This window comes from Glycomyces mayteni (assembly GCF_042428885.1).
Classification (GTDB): domain Bacteria; phylum Actinomycetota; class Actinomycetes; order Mycobacteriales; family Micromonosporaceae; genus Glycomyces; species Glycomyces mayteni.
Map to the genome: position 1 here is coordinate 15,531 of NZ_JBHMBP010000001.1, position 26,116 is coordinate 41,646.

Genomic DNA, 26,116 nt, shown 5'->3' on the forward strand with positions numbered 1-26,116 from the left:
TGCGGCACAACAAAAAGAGGGACCATCAACCTGATGGTCCCTCTTCCCTATGGTGGAGCTTAGGGGATTCGAACCCCTGACCTTCTCATTGCGAACGAGACGCGCTACCAACTGCGCCAAAGCCCCTTGCGGCGACAAGATTAGCACGGCTGCGGGAGAGGGGTGCAGGGGCGTTGTGTGGGGCGGGTCTCGTCAGATCCAGGAGTCGAGCCACATGCGGGCCTGCCATTCGTCGCGGGGGAGGGCCTCGCCGGTGTAGATGGGCCAGAAGTAGGCGAAGCAGAGGACGACGACGGCGACGAAGGCACCGGCGATGAGCGCGCCGGTGAGGCGGCGCTCGGGGGAGGCGAGGGAGAGCTCGCCGCGGCGGTGGCGGCCGATGATGAGGCCGAGGGACCAGGTGACGGCGCCGATGAAGAAGGGGACGGCGGGGGCGGTGTAGAAGAAGAACATCGTCCGCTCAGGGTAGAAGAACCACGGGATGATGCCCGCGCCGATGCCGGTGAGCAGGAACCAGGCCCGCCAGTCGCGGCGCGCGATCGCCCAGACCAGGAGCGCGAGGGTCGCGGGCACGAAGGCCCACCACAGCAGCGGCGTGCCGAGGAGGAGGACCTCCGAGGCGCAGTCGCCGGCGCCGCAGTTGACGTCGGAGCTCCAGTAGAAGACGACGGGCCGCAGGTCGAACAGCCACTGCCACGGCCACGACTGGTACGCGTGCTCCGAGGAGAGGCCCTCGTGGAACTTGAGGACGCTCAGGTGGTACTCCCACCAGTTGACGAGCGCGCCGAGCACGGGAGGCTCGGAGCGGCCCTGTTCGAGGAGCCAGTGGCGGTAGGAGCCGGTGTCGTTGAGGAACCAGCCGGTCCACGACAGGACGTACACGCCGATCGCGAGGAGCCCGAACCACAGGTTCTGGCCGAACTCGTAGATGACGGTGTCGCGGAAGGGCTTGCGGGCGCCCGCGTCGGCGCGCAGGCGCCAGTCCCAGATCACGTAGAGGACGATCGCGGCGATGATGTACCACAGCGCGGACCACTTGGTGGCCATGGAGAGCCCGAGGAGGACCGCCGAGGCGATGCGCCACCACGGGGCGCCGAGCCGCGGGCGGCGGCGGCGCGCGTCGAGGCCGCCGTCGATCGCGGCGAGCCAGCCCGCGCGGCGCCAGTCGCGGTCGCGGACGAGGCAGTAGAAGGCCGCGAGGATGAGCGTGGCGATGAAGATGTCGAGGAGCGAGGTCCGCGAGAGCACGAAGTGGGAGCCCTCGACGGCGAGGAGGAGCCCGGCGGTGCCGCCCAGGAGCGTGGAGCCGGTGAGGCGGCGCATGAGGCGGATGAGGATCGCGACGCCGGCGATCCCGGCGGCGGCCGCGGCGATGCGCCAGCCGACCTCGTCGTAGCCGAAGGCGATCTCGCCGAGGCTGATGAGCCACTTGCCGAACGGCGGGTGCGCGACGTACGCCGAGCCGGTCGCGCCCGGGTCCCATTCGACGCCGTGCGAGAGCATCGTGTGCGCGTCCTGCGCGTAGTAGACCTCGTCGAAGATCAGGCCCTTGGGGTGGTTCAGGCCGATCAGGCGCAGGACCGCGGCGATCCCGGTGACCGCGAGGGTCACCCAGAGGGCGCGGCGGCGGTCGTCCGGGACGGCGGCGGCGAAGCGCGCCCGGACGGCGGGGAGGGGGCCGGGGAGCGGGGTCGGCCGCCAGGCGGCTGGCGGCTGCTCGGGCCGGACTGCGGTGGCGCTCACCGGCCCGAGTTTAGGGCCTGGAGTTCACCGTCAGTGCACCAGCTCGCTCGGAGGCGTGAAGTCCCCTTCGCCGTTGATCTCCCATTGGGCCGCCAGGATGTCGGCGACCGCGTTGGCGGGTTTGCCGAGGTTCCCGTGGCCCACGTAGTTCTGCGGGCTGTCGGGGTCGGCGACGAACGCGGCCGCGGCGGCGTTCGGCGTGAACCCCACGAACCAGTTGGTGGAGTTGGAGTCGGTGGTGCCGGTCTTGCCCGCGACGGGCCCGTCGACGGCCGCGCCGACCTGCTCGGCGGTGCCCCACGTGCAGGAGCCCTCGGCCGCGCCGTACCCGGTCGGGCAGCGGGCCGCGTCCACGGCGGCGCGCGCGACCTCGACGCTGATGGCCTGGTCGCACTCGCTCGCGAACGGGATGAGCCCGCCGGAGTTGGTGAGCGCCGACGTCACGGGCGTGGGCTTGCAGTAGACGCCGTCGGCGGGCAGCGCCGCGTACGCGGCGGCCATGTCGAGCGGCGTGGTCTGGGTGACGCCGAGGACGAACGGCCCGAACGACTCCGGGTTGTTCTCGACGTGCCCGAGGTCCTGCTGGTTGCGGAACTTGATGCCGAGGCGCTCGGCCACGTCGATCGCGTTGTCGACGCCGACGCGCTCGGCGAGCTGCACGAAGTACGTGTTCACCGACTCCCCGAACCCGGTCCACATGTTGTAGTCCCCGACCTCGGAGGCGGACGCGTTCTTCGGGCACCAGTAGTTCCCGCACGCGGCCTCGCCGTCGCCGACCACGTACTTCGACGTGTACTGGTACGGCGAGTAGATCGTGGTGTCCAGCGGCATGCCCGCTTCGAGCGCCGCGAGCATCGTGAACATCTTGAACGAGGACCCCGCCTGGTACCCGTTCACGTCCGCGTTCCCGCTGAGCAGCGGGTTCGTGGTGTTCGGGTAGGAGCCCTTGTACTCGTCGTTCGCGGTGTTCGGGCCGTTGTCCGACACGTCGTTGGAGTAGTTGCGGTTGACGGCCATGACCTCGATCGCGCCGGTCCCCGGCTCGACCACGACGGACCCGAGCGCGTACTCCGACCCGGTCTTGAGCTGGTCCTCGATCGCCTCCTGCGAGGCGTCCTGGAGCTCCAGGTTGAGCGTCGAGGTGATCTCGTAGCCGCCGCGGTACAGGCGGGCCTTGCGGACCTCCTCGGACTCCCCGAAGTCCTCCTGCTGCTCCCACCACTTCTCGAAGTAGTCGACGAAGAAGCCGTAGTCGGAGTCGATCGCGCCGCCGGAGGTGTTGTTCGCCTCCTGCGGGTTGAGGTTGAGCGCCTCCTCCTTCGCGGTCTTGCCCTCGTCGGAGGTGAGGTAGTCGACGGCGACCATGCGGTTGACGACGTGGTTGCGCCGCGCCAGCGCCGCCTCCGAGGAGCCGTTGATCGGGTCGTAGACGCTCGGGGACTGGATGAGCCCCACCAGCATCGCCGACTCGGCGACGGTGAGGTCGGCGGGGACCTTCCCGTAGTAGACCTGGGCGGCCGCGCCGATGCCGTACGCGCCGTTGCCGAAGTACACGGTGTTCAGGTAGTTCGTGAGGATGTCCTCCTTGGACATCTCCTCTTCGAGGGCGAGCGCGTACCCCATCTCCTTGACCTTGCGGTCGATGGTGACCTCGCTGGCCGAGGCGACCTCGTCGGGGGTGGTAGCAGTGTAGGAGAGCACCTGGCGCACGTACTGCATGGTGATCGTCGAGGCGCCCTCGGAGGTGCCGCCGTCGGCGATGTTCGTGACCAGGGCGCGCATGACGCCCTCGGGGTCGACCCCGTTGTGCTCGAAGAAGTTCGAGTCCTCGGTGGCGACGAGCGCCTGGATGACCGATTCGGGGATCTGGTCGTACTCCAGCTGCACCCGGTACTGGTCGCCGAACGTGGCGATCACGGTCGTCCCGTCCGAGGCGTACAGCGTCGAGGACTCCGGCGCCGGGGGCAGGACCAGCTCGTCGGGGAGGTCCAGGACGGCCTCCGAGCCGACCTTGGCGAGCCCGCCGATGCCGCTGGTCACCGGCAGGAACGCCAGTCCCACGACGAGGCCGAACGCCACGGCCACCGGCACGAGCGCGAACATGGCGCGGCGCTGCACGGCGGTGATGGGTCCGAACCAGGTCTGCGCCACCGGTTTCGACGAAGAATCACTCACGCTGTCTCCCAAAGCCCCGACACGGGGAAGGAACGGTCATTTCAGTTGGGCGCGGCGAAGCGCCGATCAGGCGGAGTTCCGGGGGCGCCCCAACTGTACGACGCGCCAGGGGGGCGTCTCTGACGCAGTCCGGCACTGGTGGGGGCGATTACAGCCCGGCGCGGCCGCGGGCGCGCCGCCCGCCCCGATCGTGCACCGGCTGCTACGGGACGGGGACGGACCGGCGGTGCGGCTCCTCACCAGGCGAACGCGAGCGCGGCGGCGAGCACGGCCCCGGCGAACACCCAGCACAGGCCGATCGCGCCCGAGCGGCCCTCGTACAGGCGCGTCGCGCCCGAGACCGGGACCATCGCCATGGCCACGACCATGAACAGCACCAGCGCGGGCGCCCAGCGGAGCAGGAGCCCGCCGGTCCCGCCGACGTAGGCGCTGTGCGCGTCGGGGCCGGTGGAGCGCGCGGGCAGGTCCGTGCCGACGTCGGCGGCGGACACCTCGCCGGTGAGCGCGAGGTCCTTCGACCAGCCGTCGGCCGCGAAGCGCCCGTTGCAGGAGGGCGCGAACCCGTCCTGGCAGGAGGTCACGGTCACGGTGCCCTGGTCGGCGTGGCCGATGCTCATCCACAGCGCGGGCGCGGCGGCCCACGCGAAGAACATGAGCAGGCACGCGCACACCAGGACGCCCAGGAGCGCGGGCCCGAGGCGCTTGGGCTCGCGGCGGCGCTGGGGCCGGCCGGGGCGGGCGGGGCGGCGGCGGTCGGTCTCGGCGGCGCGTTCCCACACGGCGCGGATCGCGGCCATGCCGTCGGCCTGGGAGCCGAGCGGGCTGCGCTGCGAGACGGGGCGGGGGGCCTCCTCGGCGGGGTCCCAGTCGACGGGCCCGATCGGCTCAGCGTGCTCGACCGCCCCGTAGGCGGCCGGGACCTCGGGCACGGGGTGATCGGCGCCGGCGGACTGGGGCTGGTCGGCCGCGCGGTGTGTTCCAGACATACCGGTTATTGCATCACCGAATCGCCGAAGCCGGGCGCAATCGCGCAGGGATAGTGTGTCGGCGTCCGGATACGCAGCGCTGATCGGCCGTGAGCTGGCAGTCGACGCGGTCGGAGGGTGCCGGTTCCAGATGTCAGGACGGATACCATGGGGCCCATGACTCACGTACTGACCGCGCTGGCCTGGCCTTACGCCAACGGCCCCCGGCACATCGGACATGTAGCGGGATTCGGGGTCCCCGCCGACGTCTTCGCCCGCTACATGCGCATGCGCGGTCACGACGTGCTCATGGTCTCCGGGACCGACGAGCACGGCACCCCGATCCTGGTGCAGGCCGACTCGGAGGGCCTCAAGCCCGCGGAGGCCGCCGCGAAGTACAACCGGATCATCGTCGAGGACCTGGACGCCCTGGGCCTCTCGTACGACCTGTTCACGCGCACCACGACCGGCAACCACTACAAGACCGTGCAGGAGCTGTTCTCCACGCTCTACGGCAACGGCTACATCCTCCAGAAGAAGACGCTCGGCGCGATCAGCCCGTCCACGGGCCGCACGCTCCCCGACCGCTACATCGAGGGCACGTGCCCGCACTGCGGGTTCGACTCCGCGCGCGGCGACCAGTGCGACAACTGCGGGCGCCAGCTCGACCCGATCGACCTCATCGACCCGAAGTCGCGGATCAACGGCGAGACCCCGAAGTTCGTGGAGGAGGACCACTTCTTCCTCGACCTCCCGGCGTTCGCCGACGCGCTCAACGCGTGGCTCGACACGCGCACCGGCTGGCGCACGAACGTCGTGCGGTTCACCAAGAACCTCCTCGACGACCTCCAGCCGCGCCCGATCTCCCGCGACCTCGACTGGGGCGTGCCGATCCCCCTCGACGGGTGGGTCGAGCGCAAGGACAAGCGCCTGTACGTGTGGTTCGACGCGGTCATCGGGTACCTGTCCGCCACGATCGAGTGGGCGCGGCGCTCCGGCGACCCCGAGGCCTGGAAGAAGTGGTGGCAGGACCCCGAGGCGGTCTCGTACTACTTCATGGGCAAGGACAACATCGTCTTCCACTCCGAGATCTGGCCCGCGATGCTCCTCGGCGCCAACGGCGAGGGGAGCGGGGGCGGCGAGCCGGGCGCGCTCGGGAAGCTGAACCTGCCGACCGAGGTCGTGTCCTCGGAGTTCCTCACGATGGAGGGCAAGCAGTTCTCGTCCTCGCGCCGCGTCGTCATCTACGTGCGCGACTTCCTGGAGCGGTACTCCCCCGACGCGCTGCGGTACTACATCTGCGCGGCCGGCCCGGAGAACCAGGACTCGGACTTCACCTGGGCGGAGTTCCTGCGCCGCAACAACGACGAGCTCGTCGCGGGCTGGGGCAACCTGGTGAACCGGTCGGTCGCCATGGCCGCCAAGAACTTCGGGGCCGTCCCCGAGCCCGGCGAGCTGGAGGAGATCGACCGGGAGCTCCTCGCGGCCACCGCCGCGTCCTTCGACGCCGTCGGCGACCTCATCGGCCAGAACAAGGTCCGCGCCGCGATCGGCGAGGCCATGAAGACCGTCGCCGCCGCGAACAAGTACCTCGCCGACACCGCGCCGTGGAAGATGAAGGAGGACCCCAAGCGCCAGGGCACGGTCCTCTACACGGTCCTCCAGGCCGTCTCGGACCTGAAGACCCAGATGAGCCCGTTCCTGCCGCACTCCTCGCAGAAGGTCCACGAGCTCCTCGGCGGCACCGGCGTGTTCGCGCCGATGCCGCGCATCGAGGAGGTCGCCGACCTCGACGAGGGCGGCGCCACCGACGGCCCGTACCCGGTGCTCACCGGCGACTACGCCGACGTCCCGAAGTGGGAGTCGGTGCCGCTGGCGCCCGGGACGCCCCTGGACAAGCCGGTCCCGGTGTTCGCGAAGCTCGACCCGTCGATCGTCGACGAGGAGATCGAGCGCCTCAACTCCTAAGCCGCGCAGACGCAGCGGCCCCCGGCGCGATGCCGGGGGCCGCTGCGCGTTCGAGCCTGCTTCAGACCGCGGGGGCGAGTTCGGCGCGGCTGACCCACTTCTCGTAGACGCCGCGGCGCACCGCCTCGGCGCCGGTGCGCGAGAGCACGTCGGGGCTGGGGCGCGAGAGCCGGAACCGGGCCCACTCCTCGTCCGCGTCGACCAGCGACCCCGGGATGCCGTTCCACACGGCCCGCGCGGTCTCGCGCAGCACGCGCCGCACCTGGTGCGCGCGCCCGGCCGCGACGCCCGCGATCGGGGCGACCGCGTGGACCGGCGTCCAGTGCTGGCCCGCGTACCGGAACAGCTCCGCCTCCGTCCCGGACTCGTCGTAGCCCAGGATCGAGGCCCCCTCCGGCAGCGGCAGGTCGGTGAGGTCCGCGGTGACGTGCTCGGGCAGCAGGTGCGCGGAGGAGATCGCGAACCCGGTGCCGAGGACGGGCGCCCCGCGCCGGTCCGACGACGGCATCGCCGTCAGCCCCTCGTAGTCGGGGGCGACCGGGTCCTGGTAGTCCGCGGGGTCGGCCACGGCCCAGCGCAGCGCGTACACCCACGGCTCGCCGTGCTCGGACTCCCCGCCCAGGACCGCCCGGGACGCGGGCGTGCGCAGGTGCGCGGTGTCCCTGCGGCGGTAGCAGAACCCGCCGGGCACGGCCGCGGTCTCCATGAGCCGCACGATCTGCGCGGCCGTCACGGGCCGCTCCATCAGGTCGCCGGGGGCCAGGGGCGCGGAGCGGCGGACCCGGTCGAGGAGGACCCGCGCGGCGGGCTCCAGGTGCGGGGTCTGGGTCAGGCGGCGCACGTACGCGAGGTCGATGCCCGGCGCGAGCGGCACCATGAGGGCGTGCTCGTCGGCCACGGTCACCGGCACGCCGTCGCGCAGGATCTCGCTGGCGTGGGCGAACGCCCGGTACGGGTACTCGCTGTCGGCGCGGGTGTTCGGGAGGAAGTCGGGGCGCGGGAGCGCCGAGAACAGCTCCCAGGCGGCGCCGTCGGCGAAGGGGGCGCCGGGGAACCGCTCGCCCTGCCATTCGACGGTTGCGGTCTGGAGTTGCGGTTCGGCCGGGACGGCGGGGCGGCGTTGCTGGAGCGCTGCGGCGCGGTTGCGGCGGGACGCGAGGTCGCGGGTCATGTGCGGCTCGATTCGTCTGCGCGGGTGCGACGGCGGTGTCGCCTGATATTCGTATAGGTCTATCCGCAGTCGGTGCACCGACTGCCCGCCAACGTAAGCGCACCCTGTCAGGCGCGCATGTCCGCGACATGAAGAAGATGTTACGGCCGCCACACGCGGCTGCTCGCGGGCGCGGCGTGGCATGGTTGTCCCGTGTACCGAACCGAACCCGCGCCGCTCCCCGAGCCGCTGCCGTTCCCCGTCGCCGACAGCCACACCCACCTCGACCTCGTCGACGTGTTCGGGTCCGAGGAGGAGCGCCCCGCGCCCGCTCCCGACGCGCCCGAGGTGCTCGCGCGCCTCGCCGAGGCCGAGGCCGCCGGGGTCGCCCGGGTCGTGCAGGTCGGCACCGACGTGCCGTCCTCGAAGTGGTCCGCCGCGGCCGCCGCGGACCCGCGCGTCCTCGCCGCCGCCGCGCTGCACCCGAACGAGGCGCCGCGGCTCGCCGACCTCGACGCGGCGCTGGCCGAGATCGACGCGCTCGCGGCGCTGCCGCGCGTCGCGGCCCTCGGGGAGACCGGGCTCGACTACTTCCGCACCGACGAGTCCGGGCGGGCCGCGCAGCAGCGGTCCTTCAGGGCGCACATCGAGATCGCGAAGCGCCGCGGGAAGGCCCTCGTCATCCACGACCGCGACGCCCACGAGGACGTCCTGTCGGTCCTCGACGAGGAGGGCGCGCCCGACCGCGTGGTCCTGCACTGCTTCTCGGGGGACGCCGCGTTCGCGAAGGAGTGCGCGCGGCGCGGGTTCTTCATGAGCTTCGCGGGGAACGTGACGTTCAAGAACGCGCCGCACCTGCGCGACGCCGCGTCCGCGGCCCCCGCCGAGCTCGTGCTCGTGGAGACCGACGCGCCGTTCATGGCCCCGATCCCCGTGCGCGGGTACCGGAACCACCCGGCGCTGACGAACTACACGGCCCGGTTCCTCGCCGAATACCTGGAGCGCGACCTCGAAGCGTGGTGCGAACGGCTGTGGCGCAACACCGAAGCGGCCTTCGGCACCTGGTAGGCGAACCCTATATCCTATAGGAAATAGGATATAGGGTCACGAGACGTCGATCTCGGCGGTGGCGGTCGCCGTGGTGCCCTCCGCGTCCGTGAGCGTGAACGTGACGACCCACCGGCCCGCCTCGCCGAGGTTCACCTCGCCCGCGAGGATGCCCGTGCGCAGTTCGATGAGCCGGAGCTCTTGGGGCGCTTCGCCTTCGAGGCCGTAGACGGCCTCCCACTCGACGGCCGCGAACGCGACGCCTTCGAGGTCGTCGGCGAGGATGCGGACGCTGTTCGCGCCGGGCCGGCCCGGTTCGAGGACGACCTGCGCGGTGAACGCCTCGGTCGTCACGAGCGTCGCGGTCTCGGTGGACGCCGACTCGGAGGTCTCGGCGTCGAGGAGCGCGGTCTTCGCGGGGACGGCCTGCACGAGCACGGCGACGGCCCCGAGGACGACCGCGAGGAACACGGTCTCGACCCCGGCCATGGCCCGCAGGCGGGCGCGGCCCTCACGGCCGCGGAGCATCGCGCGCCGCGTGAGGAGCCCGACGGCGACGGTGACGATGAGGATGCCGGACTTGAGGAGCACGAGCTTCCCGTACTGGGTCTGCGTGAGCGCCTCGACCGAGTCGATGTGCAGCAGCGAGGACGCGATCCCGGCGACGATGAGGTTCGCGATGAACCACGGCACGAGCGCGAGCCAGGTCGAGGCGGTCCGGTCGGGCAGCTCGGTGTCCTTGCGCAGCGCCAGGATCAGCAGCGCGAACACGCCGCCGCCCCACGCGAGCGCGGTCGTCAGGTGGACCCAGTCGGCGATGAACGCGACGACGACGGGCTCGGAGGCCATGGGGTGCCCGGCCAGCGGCCAGGTCGCGCCGAGGGCGAGGCCGACGGCGGCCAGGCCCAGCGTGACGGGCCGTCTCGGCTCCTCCTCGGCGGTGACGACGTACCGCATGAGCGGCAGCGCGAGCAGCACCAGCAGGAGCCTGAGGAGCGCGGAGAGGCCGATGTTCGACTGCATGACCGACTGGAGCCCGGCGGCGTCGAGGTCGGAGACGCCGGTGCCGGTCTCGTAGGCGGCCTGAAGGGGCAGGCCGAGGACGGCGGTCATGGCGACGACGGCGAGACCGAGGGCCACGAGCTTCGCGGCGGCCTCGCGGGGGCGCGCGCCGGTGACGAGGAGGATGCCGGCGCCGATCGCGAGTGCCAAGGCCGCGTAGCCGAACCAGCGGTTGCCGTACAGGAGCGCCTGGACGAGCGGGTCGGTTCCGGCGGCGGTGAGCGCTTCGGCGCCCGGGGCCTCGGTCTCGGCGCCGACGGCGTACGTGAAGGTGCCGGAGACGGGGTGGCCGTCGTCGGAGACGACGCGGTATCCGACCAGGTAGGTGCCCTGCTGGTCGGCGTCCACCTTGATGGTGATCTCGGTGCCGTCCTCGCTGCGGACGACTTCGGTGTCTGCTCGGTCACCATCGGGAGCCACGACGCCGGTGCCCGCGTCTACGGGGGTGACTGGCTCGTTGAACTCGACGACGACTTCGCTCGGGGCCTCGTCCAGGACCGCCCCGGACACGGGGGTGGTCTTCGTGGCCGCGGCGTGCGCCGATGCGGCCGAGGCCCACAGGACCCCGATGAGGACCGCCGCGAGCGACGACCAGGCGAGGCGGGCGGCGTGCCGCCGCGCGGCGGCCGCACCGTGCCAGGGGGTGCGGCGGCCGCGTGCGGGGGGACGTTGTCGGGTGGTCAGACGGCTGTGCATCGCCGCTGAGCGTACTCGAATCCGCTTCGTGAATCGAGTGTTGGACCTGAGAAAGGCTGAACGAGGCACATGGGCAGTTCGGAGCGGAAGAGCGAGCGCAGGAAGGCCGCGGAGGCGCTGAAGCGGCAGCAGGCCGCGGAGGCCAGGCGGCGCAAGGTCCTCCTGTGGGTCTCGGTGGGCGCCGCGGTGGTGCTCATCGGCGGGCTCCTGGGGTGGGGCATCTGGGCGAACAGCGGCGGCGACGACTACGAGGTGAACGAGCCGACCGCGGCGGTCTCCGACTCGTACGGCGTGACGCTCGGCTCCGGGCCGGTCGAGATCGACCTGTTCATCGACTACATGTGCCCGGCGTGCAACCAGTTCGAGTCCGCGTACTCGGAGCAGCTCCAGTCGTGGCTCGACGACGGCTCGGTCACGGTCAACTACCACCCGATCACCATCCTCGACCGGCTCTCCTCGGGCACGCAGTACTCGACGCGCGCCGCGGCGGCCGCGGTGTGCGCCGCCGACGTCGGCGAGCAGCAGTTCCTCGACTACACGCTGGCGCTGTACCAGAACCAGCCCGCGGAGAACTCGACCGGCCTCTCCGACGACGAGCTGATCTCGATCGGCACCGACGACGTGGGCCTCGACGCGTCCTGGCAGACCTGCGTCGAGAACGGCACCTACAAGGGCTGGGTCCAGGACGGCACCGCGTGGGCCACCGGCGACGGCGGCGTCACCGGCACCCCGACCGCGAAGGTCGACGGCGAGGTCGTGGAGAACGCGTCCTTCGCCGACGACGTCCAGGCCGCGATCGACGCCGCCTGACACTGGCAGAACCCGAAGGGGCGCAGCCGTTCGGCTGCGCCCCTTCGGCGTTCGCGCGGACGTTTCAGGGCAGGGGCGACGCCGGGCGCGCCCGTGCTGAGTCGCCCCCGGTTCGATAGTGCCCGGCGGGTACGACATCGGGGCGGGCCGCTGATTTCGGGCAGCCGCAGAGTCGGGTGCGGCCGTTCCGAGTCGCCCCCGGCTCGATAGTGCTCCCGGGGTACGACATCGGTACGGCGGTCCGCCCTGAGGATCGACCGATGAGCGGTCGGCGGGTCAGCCGCGCAATGCGGCGAGGGCGGTCTCCAGGGAGAAGCCGAAGGGGAGCTCCAGGCGGTGGCGGGCGAGGAGCGCGGTGTCGGCGAGGAGGTCGGCGATGGGGGCGTCGGCGGCGACGCGGCCCGCGTCGAGGACGACGGCGCGGTCGCAGAGCTGGAGCGCGTACGGCAGGTCGTGGGTGACCAGGAGCAGGGTCGGGGCGGTCCGGTGGAGGATCGCGGCGAGGTCCCTGCGGCTGGCCGGGTCGAGGTTCGCCGAGGGCTCGTCGCAGACCACGATGTCGGGGCGCATGGCGAGCACCCCGGCGAGCGCCGCGCGGCGCTGCTGGCCCACCGACAGGTGGTGCGGCGGGCGCTCGGCGAGTTCCGCGAGGTCCACCGCCGCCAGCGCATCGGCGACGCGCTCGGCGAGCTCCGCGCCCCGCAGGCCGAGGTTCGCGGGGCCGAAGCCGACGTCGTCGGCGACCGTCGGCATGAACAGCTGGTCGTCGGGACTCTGGAAGACGATGCCGACGCGGCGGCGGACCTCGGTCAGCGTCTTCTTGTCCACTCTGACACCGCCCACCGACACTTCCCCCTCGGTGGCCGTCAGGAGCCCCGCGAGGTGCAGCATGAGTGTGGTCTTCCCGGCGCCGTTGGGGCCGAGGATCGCGACGCGCTCGCCCTCCTCCACGACGAGGTCCACGCCGTCGAGGGCCCGGTGGCCGTCGGGGTAGGCGTGGCCGAGGCCGCGGATGTCCAAGGCGCTCATGCGTTCACCGCCGTCCAGGCCGCGACCGCGGCGGCGACCGCGGGCGCGGTCATCGCGGCCGTCCACTGGAGGGCGCTGGCGGGCGCGGGCCCGACTTCGAGCGGGAGGCGGCCGGTGTAGCCGCGGGCGGCCATGGACTGCCAGACGCGTTCGCCGCGTTCGAAGGAGCGGATGAAGACGGTGCCGAGGCTGCGGGCGAGCGCCCCGGCCTGCCACAGGAACCGCGGGTCGTCGCAGCGGGCGAGGCGCGCGAGCCGCATCTGGGTGACTTCGGCCACGGTCAAGTGCGCGTAGCGGATCGCGAACGCGGTGATCTGGAGGAGGATCTCGGGGCAGCGCAGCCGCGAGAGCCCGGCGAGGACGCCGGCGACGGGCGTGGTGGCGGCGAGCAGCAGCGCGGCCCACACGCCGAGGGTGGCCTTCGCGAGGAGGTTCCACCCGGCCCACAGGCCCGGTTCGGAGACGGTGAGGAACCAGAGGTGGACGGGCGGGCCCTCGACCATGAACGGGAACGCCAGCGCGAGCACCAGGAACGGCGACTCGACGAGGCTTCGGGTGACCACCCACGTCACGGGGATGCGGGCGAGCGCGAAGAGCCCCGCGAGGACGAGCGCGTGGACGCCGAAGGCCCACACGGCTTCCCGCGGGGTCGCGGCGATGGCGCAGGTGAAGGCGACGAGCGCGACGATCTTCACCTGCGGCCGGAGCCGGTGGAGCGGGGAGTCGCCGGGCCGGTGGAGGCCGTCCGCGGCGTTCACGGGCGGCCTCGCCGTCCGGTCGCGCGCCTCACGCGTTCTCTTCCGCGGGCTTCTTGCCGCGGGCGAGGAGCCAGAACAGGCCGGTGGCGACGCCGAGGGTGAGGAGGACGCCGAGGATGCCCGCGAGGGAGGCGCCGAGGATCTCGTTGTCGAGGAAGGACATGCCGTAGTCGGCGAAGGCCCCGCCGATCTCGTGCTCGCCCGCGGCCTGGAGGACGCAGGCGCCGCCGGTGATCTCGCCTTCGGCGGTGTCGCAGCCGGTGAGGAGCACCGATTCGAGGCCGTCTGGTGAGGCGGAGGCGAACAGGGACACGAACCCGGCGAGGACGAGCGTGACGATCGTGCCGGTGATGAGGAACTTCTTCATCGTGCCTCTTTCAGGGCCGGTGCGGGCTTGGCGAGCGGGGTGCCGCGGAGGGCGTGGACGAGGTCGGGGCGGGCGAGTGCGACGGCGGTGACGGCTCCGGCGGTGATGACGCCCTCGCCGATGCCGACGAGCACGTGGGTGCCGAGGATCGCTCCGGCGATGGCGCCGAAGGACTGGCCGACGGGTTCGCCGCCGATCCAGAACTGGAGCACGAACCCGGCGGAGGCGGCGACGACGCTGACGACGGACGCGGCGAAGACGGCGGCGCCGAGGCCCCAGCGGGTGCGCGGGAGGACCTTGAGCGCCAGGGCGATCACGCCGTAGGCGGTGAAGGTGGCGATGAGGGCCATGTTGGCGACGTTCAGGCCGAGGGCGGTGACGGCGCCGTCGGCGAACAGGAGCGCCTGGATGACGATGACGACGGTGACGCAGAGGGCGCCGAGCCAGGGGCCGAGGAGCGCGGCGGCGAGGGCGCCGCCGAGGAGGTGCCCGGAGACGCCTGCGGCGATCGGGAAGTTGAGCATCTGGGCGGCGAAGATGAAGGCGGTGGCGAGTCCGGCGAGGGGGACGAGGCGCTCGTCCATGCCTCCGTCGCTCCCTTCAGCTCGCGCGGAGCGGCTGAACGGCCGCGGGCCGCGGCGGGCGGCGACGGTGCACCAGGCGACGGCGAGGGCGGCTATGAGGGCGGTGACGAGCGACGTGGGCCCGTCGATGACGTCGGTCGGGATGTGCAGCGCGAGGTCTTCCACGGGCGGCGCGCCTTTCGGTATGTGTCCGGGGGGATTTGTGGCGGTCGCCCTGCCGGATGCAAGGCGCCCACGCTGGAATCAACAACCCACTTCGGGCTATTGCAATTATTTTGCAATAGCGGGGCCGCCCGCGTCAACCCGGTCGCATATTTCGGGACGCCGGGGCCGGACAGCGAGTGTCGAGCGTGCTCCCAGGCGATTGTCAGGGACGGAAGGTAGGGTTGCGACCTGTGAACGTACGACTTCAGCCCGGTGAGACGGCACCGGATTTCACGCTCGCCACGGACACCGGCGACACGATGACCCTGTCGAGCCTTCAGGGCCGCAAGGTGATCCTCTACGCGTACCCGCGGGCGATGACCCCGGGCTGCACGAAGGAGGCCTGCGACTTCCGCGACAGCCTCGCGAGCCTCCAGGCCGCGGGGTTCGCGGTCGTCGGGATCTCCCCCGACGAACCGGAGGAGCTCGCGAAGTTCGTCGAGCGCGACGGCCTGACCTTCCCCCTGCTCTCCGACCCCGAGCACAAGGTGCTTGAGGAGTACGGCGCCTGGGGCGAGAAGAAGAACTACGGCCGCACGATCACGGGCGTCATCCGCTCCACCTTCGTCATCGACGAGGCGGGCAAGATCGAGGCGGCCCAGTACAACGTGAAGGCCACGGGCCACGTCGCGCGCTTGAAGAAGCAACTGGGCCTGGACGAATAGGCGCGCCGCCCGCAGGGCGGGTGGGTGGGGTAGACGTATAACCATCCCTACCCCCCACCCACCCGGGGACCGTACGCGCCATCCTCCCGCGGGGGTCCGGCAGGATCGGGCCCCGCGGCCCCGCATGTCACCCGATCGGGGCCGCAAGCGGAGCGCTCGTCACGACCGCGCGCCGCGGCCCGCAGGGCCGCGGCGGTTCGCGTCCGTCTACTCCGCTGCCGCGGTGCGCTCCAAGGCGTCCGCGGTGACCGTGCCGTCCTCGGCGGTCTCACCGGTCACCGTCACGGTGTCGCCCGCGGCGAGGGAGCCGAGGTCGATCACCTCGCTCGATGTGACCGCGGTGTCCTCGCCGGTCTCGACCGTGACCGTGGTGCCGTCCTCGGTCTCGATCGTCACCGTCGTGCCGTCGACGCCCGTGACGGTGCCCGTGGTCTCCTGGCCGCCGAAGCCGCCGGGCATCTCGCCGCCGCCGGGGAAGCCGCCGCCGTCGCCCATGGCACTCATGTCGGGGAACCCGCCCGCGTCGGCCTCCGCGGCGGTCTCGGTCGCGCCCCACTGCTGCTGGACGGCGACGCCGCCCGCGAAGCCGCCCGCCACGAGCACGGCCGCGGCGATCCACTTGGTGGCCCGGTTGGTCCAGGGCCGGCGCTCGGCGAGGGCCCGCTCCAGGTCGTCGGGCATCGGCTCGATCTCGGGCGGGTCGTCCTCGACCGCTTTCAGCATCACGGTGTCGCTCTTGCTCATGCGGGTCTCCTTACTCGTAGCGGAGGGCGTCGATGGGGCGCAGCTTCGCGGCGCGCGAGGCGGGGTAGCCGCCGAAGAACAGGCCGATGCCGACCGAGACCCCGAGGGCCAGGAGCACCGTGCCGGGGACGATCACGGTCTCGTACCCGGCGATCGTCATCGAGGACGCGAGGTACGCGAGGCCCACGCCGAGGCCGCCGCCGAGCAGGCTCAGGGCCGTGGCCTCGACGAGGAACTGGGTGAGGATCGCGCGGCGGGGCGCGCCGAGGGCCTTGCGGATGCCGATCTCGCGGGTCCGCTCGGTCACCGAGACCATCATGATGTTCGTGATCCCGATGCCGCCCACCAGGAGGCTGATCCCGGCGACCGCGCCGAGCAGCAGCGTGAACGTCTCGGCGGTGTCCGCCTGCGTCTCCAGCAGCTCGGCGGCGTTGGTGATCGAGTACGGCGCGGCCTCCTCCCCCGAGACGCGCATGAGCCCGTCCAGGACCGCCGAGACCTCCGCTTCGGCGGCGTCCACGGTGCCGGACCCGGTGGACTGCACCAGGATCTGCGACAGCGCGCCGTACCCGGTGAGCGTGCGCTGCACCGCGGTCAGCGGCGCCACGACGAGGTCGTTGCTGTCGCCGAAGCCCGTCGAGGAGCTCTGCTCGTCGAGGACGCCGACCACGGTGTAGACGGCGCCGCCGAGGCTGACCTGCTCCCCCACCGGGTCGTCCCCGCCGAACAGTTCCTCAGCCACGGTCGAGCCGACGACCGCCACCCGCGCCGCGGCCTCCACATCAGACTCGGTGATGCCGGTGCCCTCGGCCACCTCGAAGTTCGCGGCCTCCAGGTAGTCCTCGTCGGTGCCGACGACCGACCCCACCTCGTACTCGGCGCCGTCCCACACGGCCGTCGCCGACGTGGTGGCGACCGGGGACACCGCGGCCACGTCCGGCGTCAGCTCGGAGGCCTCCAGGCCCTCGGCGATGGAGGCGGTCAGGTCGGTGAACCGCACTTGCGTCCCTTGGGAACCGGACGCGGTCACCGTCAGCGTGTTCGTGCCGAGCGCCTCGATGGACTCCTCGACCTCCCGCTGCGAGGCGGTGCCGACGCCGACGAGGAGGATCACCGAGGCGACGCCGATGAGGACGCCGAGCACGGTGAGCGAGGACCGGAGCTTGTTCGCGGCGACGCCGCGCAGCGCGAAGCGCAGGATCTCGGCGGCGCTCATCGCCTGCCCTCCAAGGCTTCACGGGCGGTGTCGGCGACGACGTCGCCGTCCCGCAGGCGGATCACGCGGCCCGCGCGCTCGGCCACCTCGTCCTCGTGCGTGATGAGGATGATGGTGCGGCCCGAGGCGTGGAGCCGGTCGAACAGGTCGAGGATGTCGGCGGTGGACCGCGAGTCGAGGTTGCCGGTCGGCTCGTCGGCGAGGAGCAGCGACGGCGCGGTGACCAGGGCCCGCGCCACGGCGACGCGCTGCTGCTGGCCGCCGGAGAGCTGGTTCGGCCGGTGCCCGGCCCGGTCGGCGAGGCCGACCTGCGCGAGCGCGGCCGCGACCCGGCGGCGCCGCTCGTGGCGCGGGATCTTCGCATAGGCAAGGGGCAGTTCGACGTTCGCGGCCGCGGTGGTCCGCGGGATGAGGTTGAACGCCTGGAACACGAACCCGATGCGCCTGCTGCGCACCAGCGACTGCGCGCCCTCGCCGAGCCGGGCCACGTCGACGCCGTCGAGCCGGTAGGACCCGGACGTCGGCTGGTCGAGCAGCCCCAGGATGTGCATCAACGTGGACTTGCCGGACCCGGAGGTCCCCATGATCGCCACGTACTCGCCCCGCTCCACGGCGAGGGACACGCCGCGCAGCGCGTGGACGGCGGTCTCGCCGTGGCCGTAGACCTTCGCGATCCGGTCGAGCGCGATGACGGCGCCCATCAGTTGCCCCCCGGGAAGCCGCCGCCCGCGGGCATCTGCCCGCCGGCCCCGCCGGGGAACGTGCCGCCGCCGGGGAACTGCATGTCGCCGCCCCCGGCATCGGTGTCCTCGGTGACGACGAGCGCCACCGTGTCGCCCTCGGCCAGACCGGAGGCGATCTCCACAGACGTGTCCCCTTCCAGTCCGATCTGGACCGTTGTCTCAGTCTGGGCCCCGTCGTCGCCGATCACCGTCACGGTGCCGGTGTCGCCGGAGACGTCCACGGCCGCAGAGGGAACGGTGAGCACGTCGGCGGCCTCCTCGACGGTGATCGCGACGGTGACGGTCTGCCCCAGGCGCACCTGCTCAGGGAGCTCGTCGAGCGCGAGCGTCACATCGTAGGTCGCGACGTTGCCGCTGGAGCCCGCGGTCGGCGCGACCGCTGTCAGCTCCGCGTCGGCGGCCGCGTCGATCGCGTTCCAGGTGACGGTCCCGGTCTGGCCGACCGCGACGTCCGCGGCGTCGGCCTCGGCGACCGCGGCGGTGACCCGCAGGTCCCCCAGGTCGGCGATCTGCATGAAGCCAGAAGAGGACGAGGACGAGGACGACGACGTGTCGGTGGATTCGCCCGCGCCACCGCCGGACCCGCCGGAGGAGCCGGAGGACCCGGTGCTCGCGCCGACGGTGCCGTTCACGGCGATCACGGTCCCGGAGGCGGGCGCGGTGAGCACGGTCCCCTCGACCGCGTCCTGTGCTTCCGCAACGGCCGCTTCGGCCTCGTCCACCGCGTCCTTGGCGTTCTCGGTCTCCGCGTCGGTCTCGGCCCGGTCGAGGCTGTCCTCCGCGGCGTCGAGGTTCGCTTCCGCGAGTTCGAGGTCGCGCCGGGCGTCCGCGTCGTCCACGGTCGCCAGCGTCTGTCCCTTCTCGACCACGTCACCCACGGCGACGTCGATGGCGGTGACGGTCCCGGCGGTCGCGAACTCGGCGGTGGCGGTGGACGCGGCGGTGACCGTGCCGTCGGCGGCGACGGTGCGGGTGACGGTGCCCGTGGTCGCGGTGGCCGTGGAGGCGACCGTCGCGGACCCGGCGTCCTCGGCGGTGGCGGCGTCGCCGCGCAGCAGCAGGTAGGACCCGCCCGCGCCGGCCGCGAGGACCAGCGCGAGCCCGCCGTTGACCAGGAGGGAAGGAGGTGGCTTTCGCATGGGGGGAATGCTCGCGGCGCCGCCTCGGGGCCGAGACCCGGCCAGCTCAAAGCCGCCTCAGAAGAGCTGCGGGATGCGTCGGAGTCCCTGGCGCCGCTAGGACTTCGGCAGGAGCACCCGGAACGTGGCGCCGCCGCCGGGCGTCTCGGCGAGGCGCACGCACCCACCGTGGCCGGTGACGATGGCCGCGACGATCGACAGGCCGAGCCCCGACCCGCCCTCGCCGCCGCGGACGCGGCCGGGGTCGGCGCGGTAGAGCCGCTCGAACACGGCCTCGGCGTGCTCAGGGGCGACGCCGGGCCCGGTGTCGGCGACCTCCAGGACGGCCGCGGGCAGCGCCGGGAGCGCCCCCACCTGTGCGAGGCAGCGGGGCCCGGGGCTGTGGCTCCAGCCGATGCGCACGGCGATCCGGGCGTTCCCGGGCGTGTGGCGCAGCGCGTTCGCGACGAGGTTGGTGAGGACCTGCCGCAGGCGCGGCTCGTCGCCGGTGATGTCGACGGCGTCGAGGAACTCCTCGGACCCGCCCGTCAACGCCTCCAGGGCGATGAAGCGGCCGGGCGCGCGGATGTGGGCGTCCCCGACGACGTCGGCGGCGACGCCGAGGAGGTCCACGGGGCCGCGCTGGAGGGGCCGCTGCCGGTCGAGCGCGGCCAGGAGCATGAGGTCGTCGAGGAGCAGGCCCATGCGCTGCGACTCGGCCTCGATGCGGCCGATGGTGTCGTCCATGACGGGCCCGGGCGGGACGCCGCCGCGCCGGTAGAGCTGCGCGAACCCCTTGATGGAGGTCAGGGGCGTGCGCAGTTCGTGGGACGCGTCGGCGAGGAACTGGCGCAGCCGCGCCTCCGAGGCGGCGCTGTCGTCCAACGCGGTCTGGACGCGCCCGAGCATCGTGTTCAGGGCCTGCCCGAGGCGGCCGGTCTCGGTGTGCGGGTCGGTGTCGGTGACGCGCTCGTCCATGCGGCCCTTGGCGATCGCGGCGGCGGTGGCCTCCATGCGATCGAGGGGGCGCAGGCCGAGCCGCGCGACCCAGAACGCGCTGACGGCGATCACGAGGAGGATCGCGGCGACCGTGCCGCCGCCGATGAGCAGCAGCGATTCCGTTGCGGCGCCGATGTACTCGGAGGACAGCGCCAGGACCACGTACCCGCCGGTCTCCTCGGCGTCGTCCACGAGGATGCGCCAGGAGTTCCCGTCGGCGTCCTGGACCGTCGCGGTCTCCCCGACCCGCTCGCCCAGGTCGCCGAGGCCGGTGAGCTCGGGGGCGTCGTCGCCGAACGCGTGCTCCAGCTCCCCGTCGGCGCCGTACAGGTACACGCGGGGGCTGTCGGGGAGCCCGGCCTGCGGTGAGGGCGGCTCGAAGCCCGCGCCCCCGGTGAAGTCCCCGTCGCCGCGCGGGCTGTTGTCGCGGGTCATCTCCGCGGCGGTGGTGAGCTGGGTGTCGATGCGGTCGGTGAGCACGTTCTGGAGGAGCGCGGTCGCGACGAGGATCGCGGCGGCCAGCGCGAGCGTGCACAGCGTCACGATGGTGAACGCCATGCGGGAGCGGACGGTCCAGTGCCGCCAGCGCCGCGGGCGGATCATCTGCGGGGCTGCCTGAGGGCGTAGCCGAAGCCGCGGACGGTCTGGATGAGCGGGGGCTCTATGGTGTCGATCTTCTTGCGCAGGTAGTAGACGTAGGACTCGACGATGCGGCCGTTGCCGCCGAAGTCGTAGTTCCACACGCGGTCGAGGATCTGCGATTTGGAGACCACTTTGCCCGCGTTGACCATGAGGTAGCGCAGGAGTTTGAACTCGGTGGGGGACAGCTCGATCGGGTTCCCGGCGCGGCGGACCTCGTGGACGGTCTCGTCGAGTTCGAGGTCGGCGTAGCGCAGGACGCGGTCCTCGGCGGGCGCGGGGGCCTTGGCGCGGCGGAGGATCGCGTGGATGCGGAGGACGACTTCTTCGAGGTCGAAGGGCTTGGTGACGTAGTCGTCGCCGCCGACGGTGAGGCCGGTGACACGGTCGCGGACGGCGTCGCGGGCGGTGAGGAAGAGGACGGGGAGGTCGCGTTCGGCGCGGAGGCGCTTGGCGACTTCGAAGCCGTCGAGGTCGGGGAGCATGACGTCGAGGATGACAAGGTCGGGCTCGAATTTGGCGGCGGCGCGGAGCGCTTCGGCGGCGTCGCGGGCGACTTCGACCTCGAATCCGGTGAGGCGCAGGGTCGCCGAGAGGAGCGCGGCGATGTTCTCCTCGTCGTCCACGACGAGGACGCGGTCCTTGCGTTCAGGCGCTTCGCTCACTCCAGGCTCCTTCAATCCAGTGCCCTGAATGCCTATCGCCGCAGGCCGGGGCCTTCCTGGGAGGAACCTCAAAGAACTGTCAGAATCGGCTGGCGGGGTCATCCGAGCGCGATCGTGTCGCCTTCGGCGAGGCCGGAGGCGACGGCGACGCCGTCGTCGCCGCGCAGGCCGAGGGCGACTTCGCGGGTCTCGGTGGTGCCGTCGGCGTTGACGACTTCAGCGGTGGCGGTGTCGCCGTCGATGTCGCGGAGGGCGGCGGCGGGGACCCAGAGGGTGTCGGGGGCGCTGTCGAGGACGACGGTGACGGTGGCGGTGGAGCCGGCGAGGGCGTCGTCCGGTGGGTCGGGGAGCGTGACGGCGACGCCGTAAGTGACGAGCCCGTCGGTGTCGGTGCCGACGAGGTCGATGGCGGCGATCTGCGCTTCGACGGGTTCGTCGGCGAAGGCGACGGTGACGGCCTGGCCGGGGGTGAGCGCGGCGGCGTCGGCTTCGGCGAAGTCGGCGGTCACGGTGACGGTGGTGAGGTCGGCGAGCTCGATGAGCGCGGTCCCGGCGGCGAGGACGGTGCCGGTGCTCGCGGACACGGACATGACCGTGCCGTCGGCGGGCGCGGTGATGGCGGTGGCGTCGAGGGCTGCTTGCGCGTCTTCGAGGTCGGCTTGGGCCTGGTTGCGGCGCTGCTGCGCGGTGAGGATCGCGTCGGCGCCACTGCCGGTGTCGCAGGTCGGGGTCTGCGTCTGGCCGCCCATGGCGGGGGTCTCGGTGGCGTTTTCTTCGCACGTCTCCGCCTCTGCCGCATCGGCTTCGGCGTCGTCGAGGTCGTCTTCGGCTTCGTCCAGGGCGGCCTGAGCGTCATCGACCGCTTCCGCGGCATCGCCGTCATCGATGCGGGCAAGCACGTCGCCTTCCGCGACCTCGTCCCCCGCGGCCACATCCACTTCGGTGACCTCGGCTTCGACATCGAAGCCGAGGGACCAGGAGCGGGCGGCGGCGACGGTCCCGGAAGCGGAGGCGGTGAGCTCGACATCGCCGCGCTCGACCTCGACCGTGTCGGCCGCCTCGGCGGGCGCAGGATCGCCGAGGAGCAGGTAGGCGGCCGTGCCGCCCGCGGCGAGTGCGAGCGCCGCAGCCGCTATGACCGTGGTCTTGACGCGAGGAGATGCCATGCCCCGAAGCGTCGCCGCACCCACTCGGGACGCCCTCAACCAAACCTCAGAACCGACTCAGAACCCGCCTCGGCCCCATGGCCTCGTCGATCTCGCGCAGCCGCCGTACCTCGTCGGCGCTCCCCTGCCGCAGTACGCGCTCACGCGCCCGCCGGTACGTGTCCAGCAGCGCCGCTTGCTCCTCCAGCGGCAACATCCCCGACCGCTCCACTGCCGCCGCCAGCGCGACGACCCGCTCCACCTCATCGACACCGTTCATGCCCCGAATCTCCGCGCCGCGCGCAGACGCCTCCCGAACTGCGGATGAACGTCGAGGGCTCATGCGCTAACGAACCAAGCTCGGTTTGTCCGTCGCCAAGCCCGGCCGCCGGTTCACGATCGATTCGTTCGAGGAAGTCGGTTCGACCGAGAGGCCGTTGATGAGTGACAGCTGCGCAGTTCCTGACCGCTCGCGAAGGCGAGGGGCAGTCAGGCGTTTCCCGCGCGCCGAGCACTTCGATTCCTTCGCCGAGCTGCTCCGTGCTACCCGGGAGGCGTACCGCCTCAGCATCCAAGAACTCGGCATCCTGACGAACACCAGGGTCCACTTGGTCTCACGGTTCGAATCCGGCCGGTCCATGCCGCACATGCTGTTCCTTCGCGGTTGCAGAGATGCGCTCGGGCTCCCGCTGGCGTGGCTCGAACACTGCCTGGACCAGTTCACATGGGCGTACGCCTCCGAGGACCTTCAGAAATCGGAGGCAGAAGAGGAGTTCGTCGACATGGCTGGCACTCTGATCGGGTCCGACGAGCAGAAGAAGTGCCTCAACCGGCTGTGGCTCAAGTATGACTACATCCCCAAGGCCGCCGCCCGCCAAATCGTGTTCAGTGTTTCCGACCGCGATGACTTCGCACAGGAAGCGCAGTTCGCCTTGCGGGAAGCCATTCTCAAGCACCTCCCGTACCTCGGGAGTTTCAAGTCCTATGCCTGGAAGACCTGCAAAGGCACGATCCGGGGCAAACTCAGCGAGGTGTACTACGGGACGACGCCAGAAGCGCTCCGGAAACGGCACTCGATGGTGCTCAAGGCGATCAGGGCGTACCAGGCGGAGCATGGGAGCCGACCGTCGACGTCATTCTTGATGGCGGTCACGGGACTGAGCTGGTCCGAGATCATGGAGTCAGAGCGCTTCCATCACCTCCGCCAAAACGAGACGTCCCTTGATGAGCCGTTCGGCGATTCAGGGATGACCCGCGGCGATCGCGTCTGATCCGCGGGGCCTCAGTCCTTGTCGAGGGCCTCGCCGATGGTGCGGGCCGCGTCGGGGAAGGCGCCGGGGTTGGGGCCTGAGTAGTTGAGGCGCAGGTAGGCGCCGGTGGGTTCGGCGGGGAACCATTCGTCGCCGGGGACGACGAGGACGCCGGCGGCCTCGCAGGCGCGGGCGAGCGCGGGGAGGTCGGTGCCGTCGGGGAGGCGGGCCCAGAGGTTCAGGCCCCCTTGGGGGACGGCTTCGAGGTGGACGTGCGGGGCGTGGTCGGCGAGGCTCGCGACCATGAGGTCGCGGCGGGCGGCGAGTTGGTGGCGCAGGCCCTTGAGGTGGGTGCGCCAGCCGGGCTGGGTGACGACGTCGACGGCGACGGCCTGGAGGAGGCCGCTGACGTACATGGACTCGGCCTGGGCGTCGGCGAGGATGCGGTCGCGGGAGGGGCCGCGGGCGATGATGGCGGCGACGCGCACGGCCGGGGAGACGCTCTTGGTGAGGGACCGGACGTAGACGACGTGGCCGGTGTCGTCGCGGGAGGCGACGGGCCGCGGGTCGGCGCCGATGCCGAACTCGTGGGCCCAGTCGTCCTCGATGAGGAAGGCGCCGCGGCTGCGGACGACGTCGAGGACGCGTTCGGTGAGCTTGTCGGTCCATTGGGCGCCGGTGGGGTTGGCGAAGTTCGGCTGGGCGTAGAACGCGCGGGCGCCGGTGCGCTCGAAGGCCTGGTCGAGGAGGTCGGGGTCGGGGCCGGTGGGGCCGGTGGGGATGGGGACGAGGTCCACGTGCTCCCTTGCGGCGGCGACGATCGCGCCCCAGAACGTGGGCGATTCGACCAGGAGGGGCCGGCCGGGGCCGACGAGGACGCGGAACAGGGAGCCGAGGCCGGTCTGGCTGCCGGGGATGACGATGACGTCGCCGGGCGTCGGCGGCGCTACTCCGGCGGCCATGGTCTCCCCGAGTTCGGCGGCGAACCACTGCTGGAGTTCGGGCAGGCCCGCGGCGGGCGGGCGGCTCATGGCGGCGTCGCCGCGGGCGGCGCGGGTGAACGCGGCGCGCACGAGCCGTTCGGGGAGCAGTTCGCGGTCGGGGTACCCGGAATGGAGGGCGATGACGTCGTTGGCGGCGGTCTTGAGCGCGGTGGGCACGCGCGGGACGCGGGCGGGCGGGGCGCCGAGTGCCGCCGTCTGCCAGCGGTAGTCGCTGGGCCTGGCGGTGCGGACGGCGCGCACGAACGTGCCGACGCCGGGGCGGCGCTCCAGGAGCCCTTCGGCGTCGAGGGTCCGCAGGGCCTGCTGCACGGTGACGGGGCTGGCGGCGAACTCGGCGACGAGTTCGCGGGTGGAGGGCAGGCGGGTGCCCGGGGCGGCGCGGGCGACGCGTTCGCGCAGTGCCGCGGCGATCCTCGCACTGCTATCGTTGACCATGAAAGACAACAGTAGCGCTACTGTCCTCGCGGCGCCACCGCTATCGCGTTCCCGGGCGGGCCTGTGGTGGGGGCTGCTCGGCGTCGTGGCGTTCTCGTTCACCCTGCCGCTCACGCGGATCGCCGTCGACGGCATGTCCGCGCTGCTCATCGGCGCGGGCCGCGCGGCCATCGCCGCGGTCCTCGCCGGGATCGCGCTCGCCGCGACCCGCCAGCGGCCCCCGACCCGCAGCCAGTGGCGCCGCCTCGCGCTCGTCGCCGCGGGCGTGGTCGCCGGGTTCGGGCTGCTCACCTCGTTCGCCCTGGAGCACACGTCGGCGAGCCACGGCGCGGTCGTCGTCGCGCTCCTGCCCGCCGCGACCGCCGCGATGACCGTGCTGCGCACCGGAGAGCACCCGCCGCGGCGCTTCTGGATCGCCGCCGGTGCGGGCGCTGTCGCGGCGGTCGCGTTCGCGGCCTTGGGGAACGGCGGCCTCGGCTCGCTCGGCTGGCCGGACCTGCTCCTGTTCGCGGCGGTCGCCGCCGCCGCGGTCGGCTACACCGAAGGGGGCCTGCTCGCGCGCGAACTCGGCGCGTGGCAGACGATCTCGTGGGCGCTGGTCCTCGGCTCCCCCGTCATGGTCGCCGCGACGGCCTTCGCACTCGCCGCCGAGCCGTTGTCCGCCACGCCGGTCCAGTGGGGAGCGTTCGCGTACCTCTCGGCGGTGAGCATGTTCCTCGGCTTCTTCGCCTGGTACCGCGGCCTCGCCCTCGGCCCCATGGCCCAGGTCAGCCAGGTCCAGCTCGTGCAGCCGGTCATGACGATCGCCTGGTCCGCGCTCCTCCTCGGCGAACCCCTCGGCCTCCCCACCCTCCTCGGCGGCCTCGCCGTCGTCGCCTGCGCGGCCCTCGCCGTCAGATCCCGCCTCCCGCAATGAGCAACGGCCCCCGCCGGGA

The 26,116-nt window shown here is 72.2% G+C and carries 24 protein-coding genes and 1 tRNA gene; 6 read left to right on the plus strand and 19 right to left on the minus strand.

The window, feature by feature from the left end:
• Window positions 1-50: 50 nt before the first annotated feature.
• The 4 genes from ACFFXY_RS00070 to ACFFXY_RS00085 form a co-directional block, all read right to left on the minus strand.
• A tRNA-Ala gene (locus ACFFXY_RS00070) sits at window positions 51-126 on the minus strand.
• A 66-nt stretch (window positions 127-192) separates the two neighbouring features.
• On the minus strand, window positions 193-1,743 hold the full coding sequence (locus ACFFXY_RS00075) for a dolichyl-phosphate-mannose--protein mannosyltransferase (protein WP_382344754.1): 1,551 nt from the start codon (window positions 1,741-1,743) through the stop codon (window positions 193-195).
• A gap of 30 nt (window positions 1,744-1,773) precedes the next feature.
• Window positions 1,774-3,918: a transglycosylase domain-containing protein gene (locus tag ACFFXY_RS00080; RefSeq protein ID WP_382344756.1), complete on the minus strand. Its 2,145-nt coding sequence runs from the start codon at window positions 3,916-3,918 to the stop codon at window positions 1,774-1,776.
• 236 nt (window positions 3,919-4,154) lie between these two features.
• Window positions 4,155-4,904 (minus strand): hypothetical protein, encoded by a 750-nt coding sequence (locus tag ACFFXY_RS00085; RefSeq protein WP_382344757.1) that lies wholly within the window; start codon window positions 4,902-4,904, stop codon window positions 4,155-4,157.
• A gap of 156 nt (window positions 4,905-5,060) precedes the next feature.
• On the opposite strand from ACFFXY_RS00085, the gene metG reads away from it, so the two are divergent.
• On the plus strand, window positions 5,061-6,851 hold the full coding sequence (metG, locus tag ACFFXY_RS00090) for a methionine--tRNA ligase (protein ID WP_382344759.1): 1,791 nt from the start codon (window positions 5,061-5,063) through the stop codon (window positions 6,849-6,851).
• Between the two features lie 61 nt (window positions 6,852-6,912).
• Here metG and ACFFXY_RS00095 read toward each other — a convergent pair whose 3' ends face one another.
• Window positions 6,913-8,022 (minus strand): hypothetical protein, encoded by a 1,110-nt coding sequence (locus ACFFXY_RS00095; RefSeq protein WP_382344760.1) that lies wholly within the window; start codon window positions 8,020-8,022, stop codon window positions 6,913-6,915.
• 192 nt (window positions 8,023-8,214) lie between these two features.
• On the opposite strand from ACFFXY_RS00095, the gene ACFFXY_RS00100 reads away from it, so the two are divergent.
• A complete protein-coding gene (locus ACFFXY_RS00100) occupies window positions 8,215-9,069 on the plus strand; it encodes a TatD family hydrolase (RefSeq protein ID WP_382344761.1) in 855 nt (284 codons plus the stop codon).
• Window positions 9,070-9,105: 36 nt separating this feature from the next.
• On the opposite strand, the gene ACFFXY_RS00105 is transcribed toward ACFFXY_RS00100, so the two are convergent.
• Entirely contained in the window at window positions 9,106-10,806 is a 1,701-nt protein-coding gene (locus tag ACFFXY_RS00105) for a copper resistance CopC/CopD family protein (RefSeq protein WP_382344762.1), read from the minus strand.
• Between the two features lie 69 nt (window positions 10,807-10,875).
• Between ACFFXY_RS00105 and ACFFXY_RS00110 the strand changes: the two genes are divergently transcribed.
• Window positions 10,876-11,616: a DsbA family protein gene (locus tag ACFFXY_RS00110; protein ID WP_382344763.1), complete on the plus strand. Its 741-nt coding sequence runs from the start codon at window positions 10,876-10,878 to the stop codon at window positions 11,614-11,616.
• 276 nt (window positions 11,617-11,892) lie between these two features.
• Here the strand turns inward: ACFFXY_RS00110 and ACFFXY_RS00115 are convergent, their stop codons facing one another.
• Genes ACFFXY_RS00115 through ACFFXY_RS00130 form a run of 4 tightly spaced genes read right to left on the minus strand, consistent with a single transcriptional unit; the run spans window position 11,893 to window position 14,519 of the window.
• The gene (locus ACFFXY_RS00115; RefSeq protein ID WP_382344764.1) at window positions 11,893-12,645 is read right to left on the minus strand and encodes an energy-coupling factor ABC transporter ATP-binding protein; all 753 of its coding nucleotides are present in this window, start codon (window positions 12,643-12,645) and stop codon (window positions 11,893-11,895) included.
• Window positions 12,642-13,403: a cobalt ECF transporter T component CbiQ gene (gene cbiQ, locus ACFFXY_RS00120; protein WP_382344765.1), complete on the minus strand. Its 762-nt coding sequence runs from the start codon at window positions 13,401-13,403 to the stop codon at window positions 12,642-12,644. The genes ACFFXY_RS00115 and cbiQ overlap by 4 nt, the downstream gene beginning before the upstream one ends.
• Window positions 13,404-13,431: 28 nt before the next feature.
• Entirely contained in the window at window positions 13,432-13,770 is a 339-nt protein-coding gene (locus ACFFXY_RS00125; RefSeq protein ID WP_382344766.1) for a PDGLE domain-containing protein, read from the minus strand.
• Window positions 13,767-14,519 carry an energy-coupling factor ABC transporter permease gene (locus tag ACFFXY_RS00130; RefSeq protein WP_382344767.1) on the minus strand — a complete coding sequence of 251 codons (753 nt, stop codon included), beginning with the start codon at window positions 14,517-14,519 and terminating at the stop codon, window positions 13,767-13,769. The genes ACFFXY_RS00125 and ACFFXY_RS00130 overlap by 4 nt, the downstream gene beginning before the upstream one ends.
• Window positions 14,520-14,749: 230 nt before the next feature.
• On the opposite strand from ACFFXY_RS00130, the gene bcp reads away from it, so the two are divergent.
• Window positions 14,750-15,223 carry a thioredoxin-dependent thiol peroxidase gene (gene bcp / locus ACFFXY_RS00135; RefSeq protein ID WP_359952290.1) on the plus strand — a complete coding sequence of 158 codons (474 nt, stop codon included), beginning with the start codon at window positions 14,750-14,752 and terminating at the stop codon, window positions 15,221-15,223.
• Window positions 15,224-15,430: 207 nt separating this feature from the next.
• On the opposite strand, the gene ACFFXY_RS00140 is transcribed toward bcp, so the two are convergent.
• The 8 genes from ACFFXY_RS00140 to ACFFXY_RS00175 form a co-directional block, all read right to left on the minus strand.
• Window positions 15,431-15,967, minus strand: coding sequence for a hypothetical protein (locus tag ACFFXY_RS00140; RefSeq protein WP_382344768.1), 537 nt, complete (start codon window positions 15,965-15,967; stop codon window positions 15,431-15,433).
• Between the two features lie 10 nt (window positions 15,968-15,977).
• Entirely contained in the window at window positions 15,978-17,183 is a 1,206-nt protein-coding gene (locus ACFFXY_RS00145) for an ABC transporter permease (protein ID WP_382344769.1), read from the minus strand.
• The gene (locus ACFFXY_RS00150; RefSeq protein WP_382344770.1) at window positions 17,180-17,884 is read right to left on the minus strand and encodes an ABC transporter ATP-binding protein; all 705 of its coding nucleotides are present in this window, start codon (window positions 17,882-17,884) and stop codon (window positions 17,180-17,182) included. The genes ACFFXY_RS00145 and ACFFXY_RS00150 overlap by 4 nt, the downstream gene beginning before the upstream one ends.
• A complete protein-coding gene (locus tag ACFFXY_RS00155; protein WP_382344771.1) occupies window positions 17,884-19,065 on the minus strand; it encodes an efflux RND transporter periplasmic adaptor subunit in 1,182 nt (393 codons plus the stop codon). The genes ACFFXY_RS00150 and ACFFXY_RS00155 overlap by 1 nt, the downstream gene beginning before the upstream one ends.
• Before the next feature lie 96 nt (window positions 19,066-19,161).
• On the minus strand, window positions 19,162-20,646 hold the full coding sequence (locus tag ACFFXY_RS00160) for a sensor histidine kinase (RefSeq protein WP_382344772.1): 1,485 nt from the start codon (window positions 20,644-20,646) through the stop codon (window positions 19,162-19,164).
• Window positions 20,643-21,347, minus strand: a complete 705-nt coding sequence (locus ACFFXY_RS00165) for a response regulator transcription factor (RefSeq protein WP_382344773.1) — start codon at window positions 21,345-21,347, stop codon at window positions 20,643-20,645. The genes ACFFXY_RS00160 and ACFFXY_RS00165 overlap by 4 nt, the downstream gene beginning before the upstream one ends.
• 98 nt (window positions 21,348-21,445) lie before the next feature.
• Window positions 21,446-22,513: an efflux RND transporter periplasmic adaptor subunit gene (locus ACFFXY_RS00170; RefSeq protein ID WP_382344774.1), complete on the minus strand. Its 1,068-nt coding sequence runs from the start codon at window positions 22,511-22,513 to the stop codon at window positions 21,446-21,448.
• A gap of 46 nt (window positions 22,514-22,559) precedes the next feature.
• Window positions 22,560-22,772, minus strand: coding sequence for a hypothetical protein (locus ACFFXY_RS00175; protein WP_382344775.1), 213 nt, complete (start codon window positions 22,770-22,772; stop codon window positions 22,560-22,562).
• An 85-nt stretch (window positions 22,773-22,857) separates the two neighbouring features.
• On the opposite strand from ACFFXY_RS00175, the gene ACFFXY_RS00180 reads away from it, so the two are divergent.
• Window positions 22,858-23,763: a hypothetical protein gene (locus ACFFXY_RS00180; protein WP_382344776.1), complete on the plus strand. Its 906-nt coding sequence runs from the start codon at window positions 22,858-22,860 to the stop codon at window positions 23,761-23,763.
• A gap of 11 nt (window positions 23,764-23,774) precedes the next feature.
• On the opposite strand, the gene ACFFXY_RS00185 is transcribed toward ACFFXY_RS00180, so the two are convergent.
• Window positions 23,775-25,181 (minus strand): aminotransferase-like domain-containing protein, encoded by a 1,407-nt coding sequence (locus ACFFXY_RS00185; protein ID WP_382344777.1) that lies wholly within the window; start codon window positions 25,179-25,181, stop codon window positions 23,775-23,777.
• Between ACFFXY_RS00185 and ACFFXY_RS00190 the strand changes: the two genes are divergently transcribed.
• Complete coding sequence (locus ACFFXY_RS00190) at window positions 25,180-26,097, plus strand: DMT family transporter (protein WP_382344778.1); 918 nt, start codon at window positions 25,180-25,182, stop codon at window positions 26,095-26,097. The genes ACFFXY_RS00185 and ACFFXY_RS00190 overlap by 2 nt on opposite strands.
• Window positions 26,098-26,116: the final 19 nt, after the last annotated feature.

What these genes read in the sequence shown, in the direction of transcription:
- ACFFXY_RS00085 (WP_382344757.1), bottom strand. Translation starts at nt 4,904, where the DNA reads ATGTCTGGAACACACCGCGCGGCCGACCAGCCCCAGTCCGCCGGCGCC.
- metG (WP_382344759.1), top strand. Translation starts at nt 5,061, where the DNA reads ATGACTCACGTACTGACCGCGCTGGCCTGGCCTTACGCCAACGGCCCC.
- ACFFXY_RS00095 (WP_382344760.1), bottom strand. Translation starts at nt 8,022, where the DNA reads ATGACCCGCGACCTCGCGTCCCGCCGCAACCGCGCCGCAGCGCTCCAG.
- ACFFXY_RS00105 (WP_382344762.1), bottom strand. Translation starts at nt 10,806, where the DNA reads ATGCACAGCCGTCTGACCACCCGACAACGTCCCCCCGCACGCGGCCGC.
- ACFFXY_RS00110 (WP_382344763.1), top strand. Translation starts at nt 10,876, where the DNA reads ATGGGCAGTTCGGAGCGGAAGAGCGAGCGCAGGAAGGCCGCGGAGGCG.
- ACFFXY_RS00115 (WP_382344764.1), bottom strand. Translation starts at nt 12,645, where the DNA reads ATGAGCGCCTTGGACATCCGCGGCCTCGGCCACGCCTACCCCGACGGC.
- ACFFXY_RS00125 (WP_382344766.1), bottom strand. Translation starts at nt 13,770, where the DNA reads ATGAAGAAGTTCCTCATCACCGGCACGATCGTCACGCTCGTCCTCGCC.
- ACFFXY_RS00140 (WP_382344768.1), bottom strand. Translation starts at nt 15,967, where the DNA reads ATGAGCAAGAGCGACACCGTGATGCTGAAAGCGGTCGAGGACGACCCG.
- ACFFXY_RS00145 (WP_382344769.1), bottom strand. Translation starts at nt 17,183, where the DNA reads ATGAGCGCCGCCGAGATCCTGCGCTTCGCGCTGCGCGGCGTCGCCGCG.
- ACFFXY_RS00150 (WP_382344770.1), bottom strand. Translation starts at nt 17,884, where the DNA reads ATGGGCGCCGTCATCGCGCTCGACCGGATCGCGAAGGTCTACGGCCAC.
- ACFFXY_RS00155 (WP_382344771.1), bottom strand. Translation starts at nt 19,065, where the DNA reads ATGCGAAAGCCACCTCCTTCCCTCCTGGTCAACGGCGGGCTCGCGCTG.
- ACFFXY_RS00160 (WP_382344772.1), bottom strand. Translation starts at nt 20,646, where the DNA reads ATGATCCGCCCGCGGCGCTGGCGGCACTGGACCGTCCGCTCCCGCATG.
- ACFFXY_RS00170 (WP_382344774.1), bottom strand. Translation starts at nt 22,513, where the DNA reads ATGGCATCTCCTCGCGTCAAGACCACGGTCATAGCGGCTGCGGCGCTC.
- ACFFXY_RS00175 (WP_382344775.1), bottom strand. Translation starts at nt 22,772, where the DNA reads ATGAACGGTGTCGATGAGGTGGAGCGGGTCGTCGCGCTGGCGGCGGCA.
- ACFFXY_RS00190 (WP_382344778.1), top strand. Translation starts at nt 25,180, where the DNA reads ATGAAAGACAACAGTAGCGCTACTGTCCTCGCGGCGCCACCGCTATCG.
- ACFFXY_RS00185 (WP_382344777.1), bottom strand. Translation starts at nt 25,181, where the DNA reads ATGGTCAACGATAGCAGTGCGAGGATCGCCGCGGCACTGCGCGAACGC.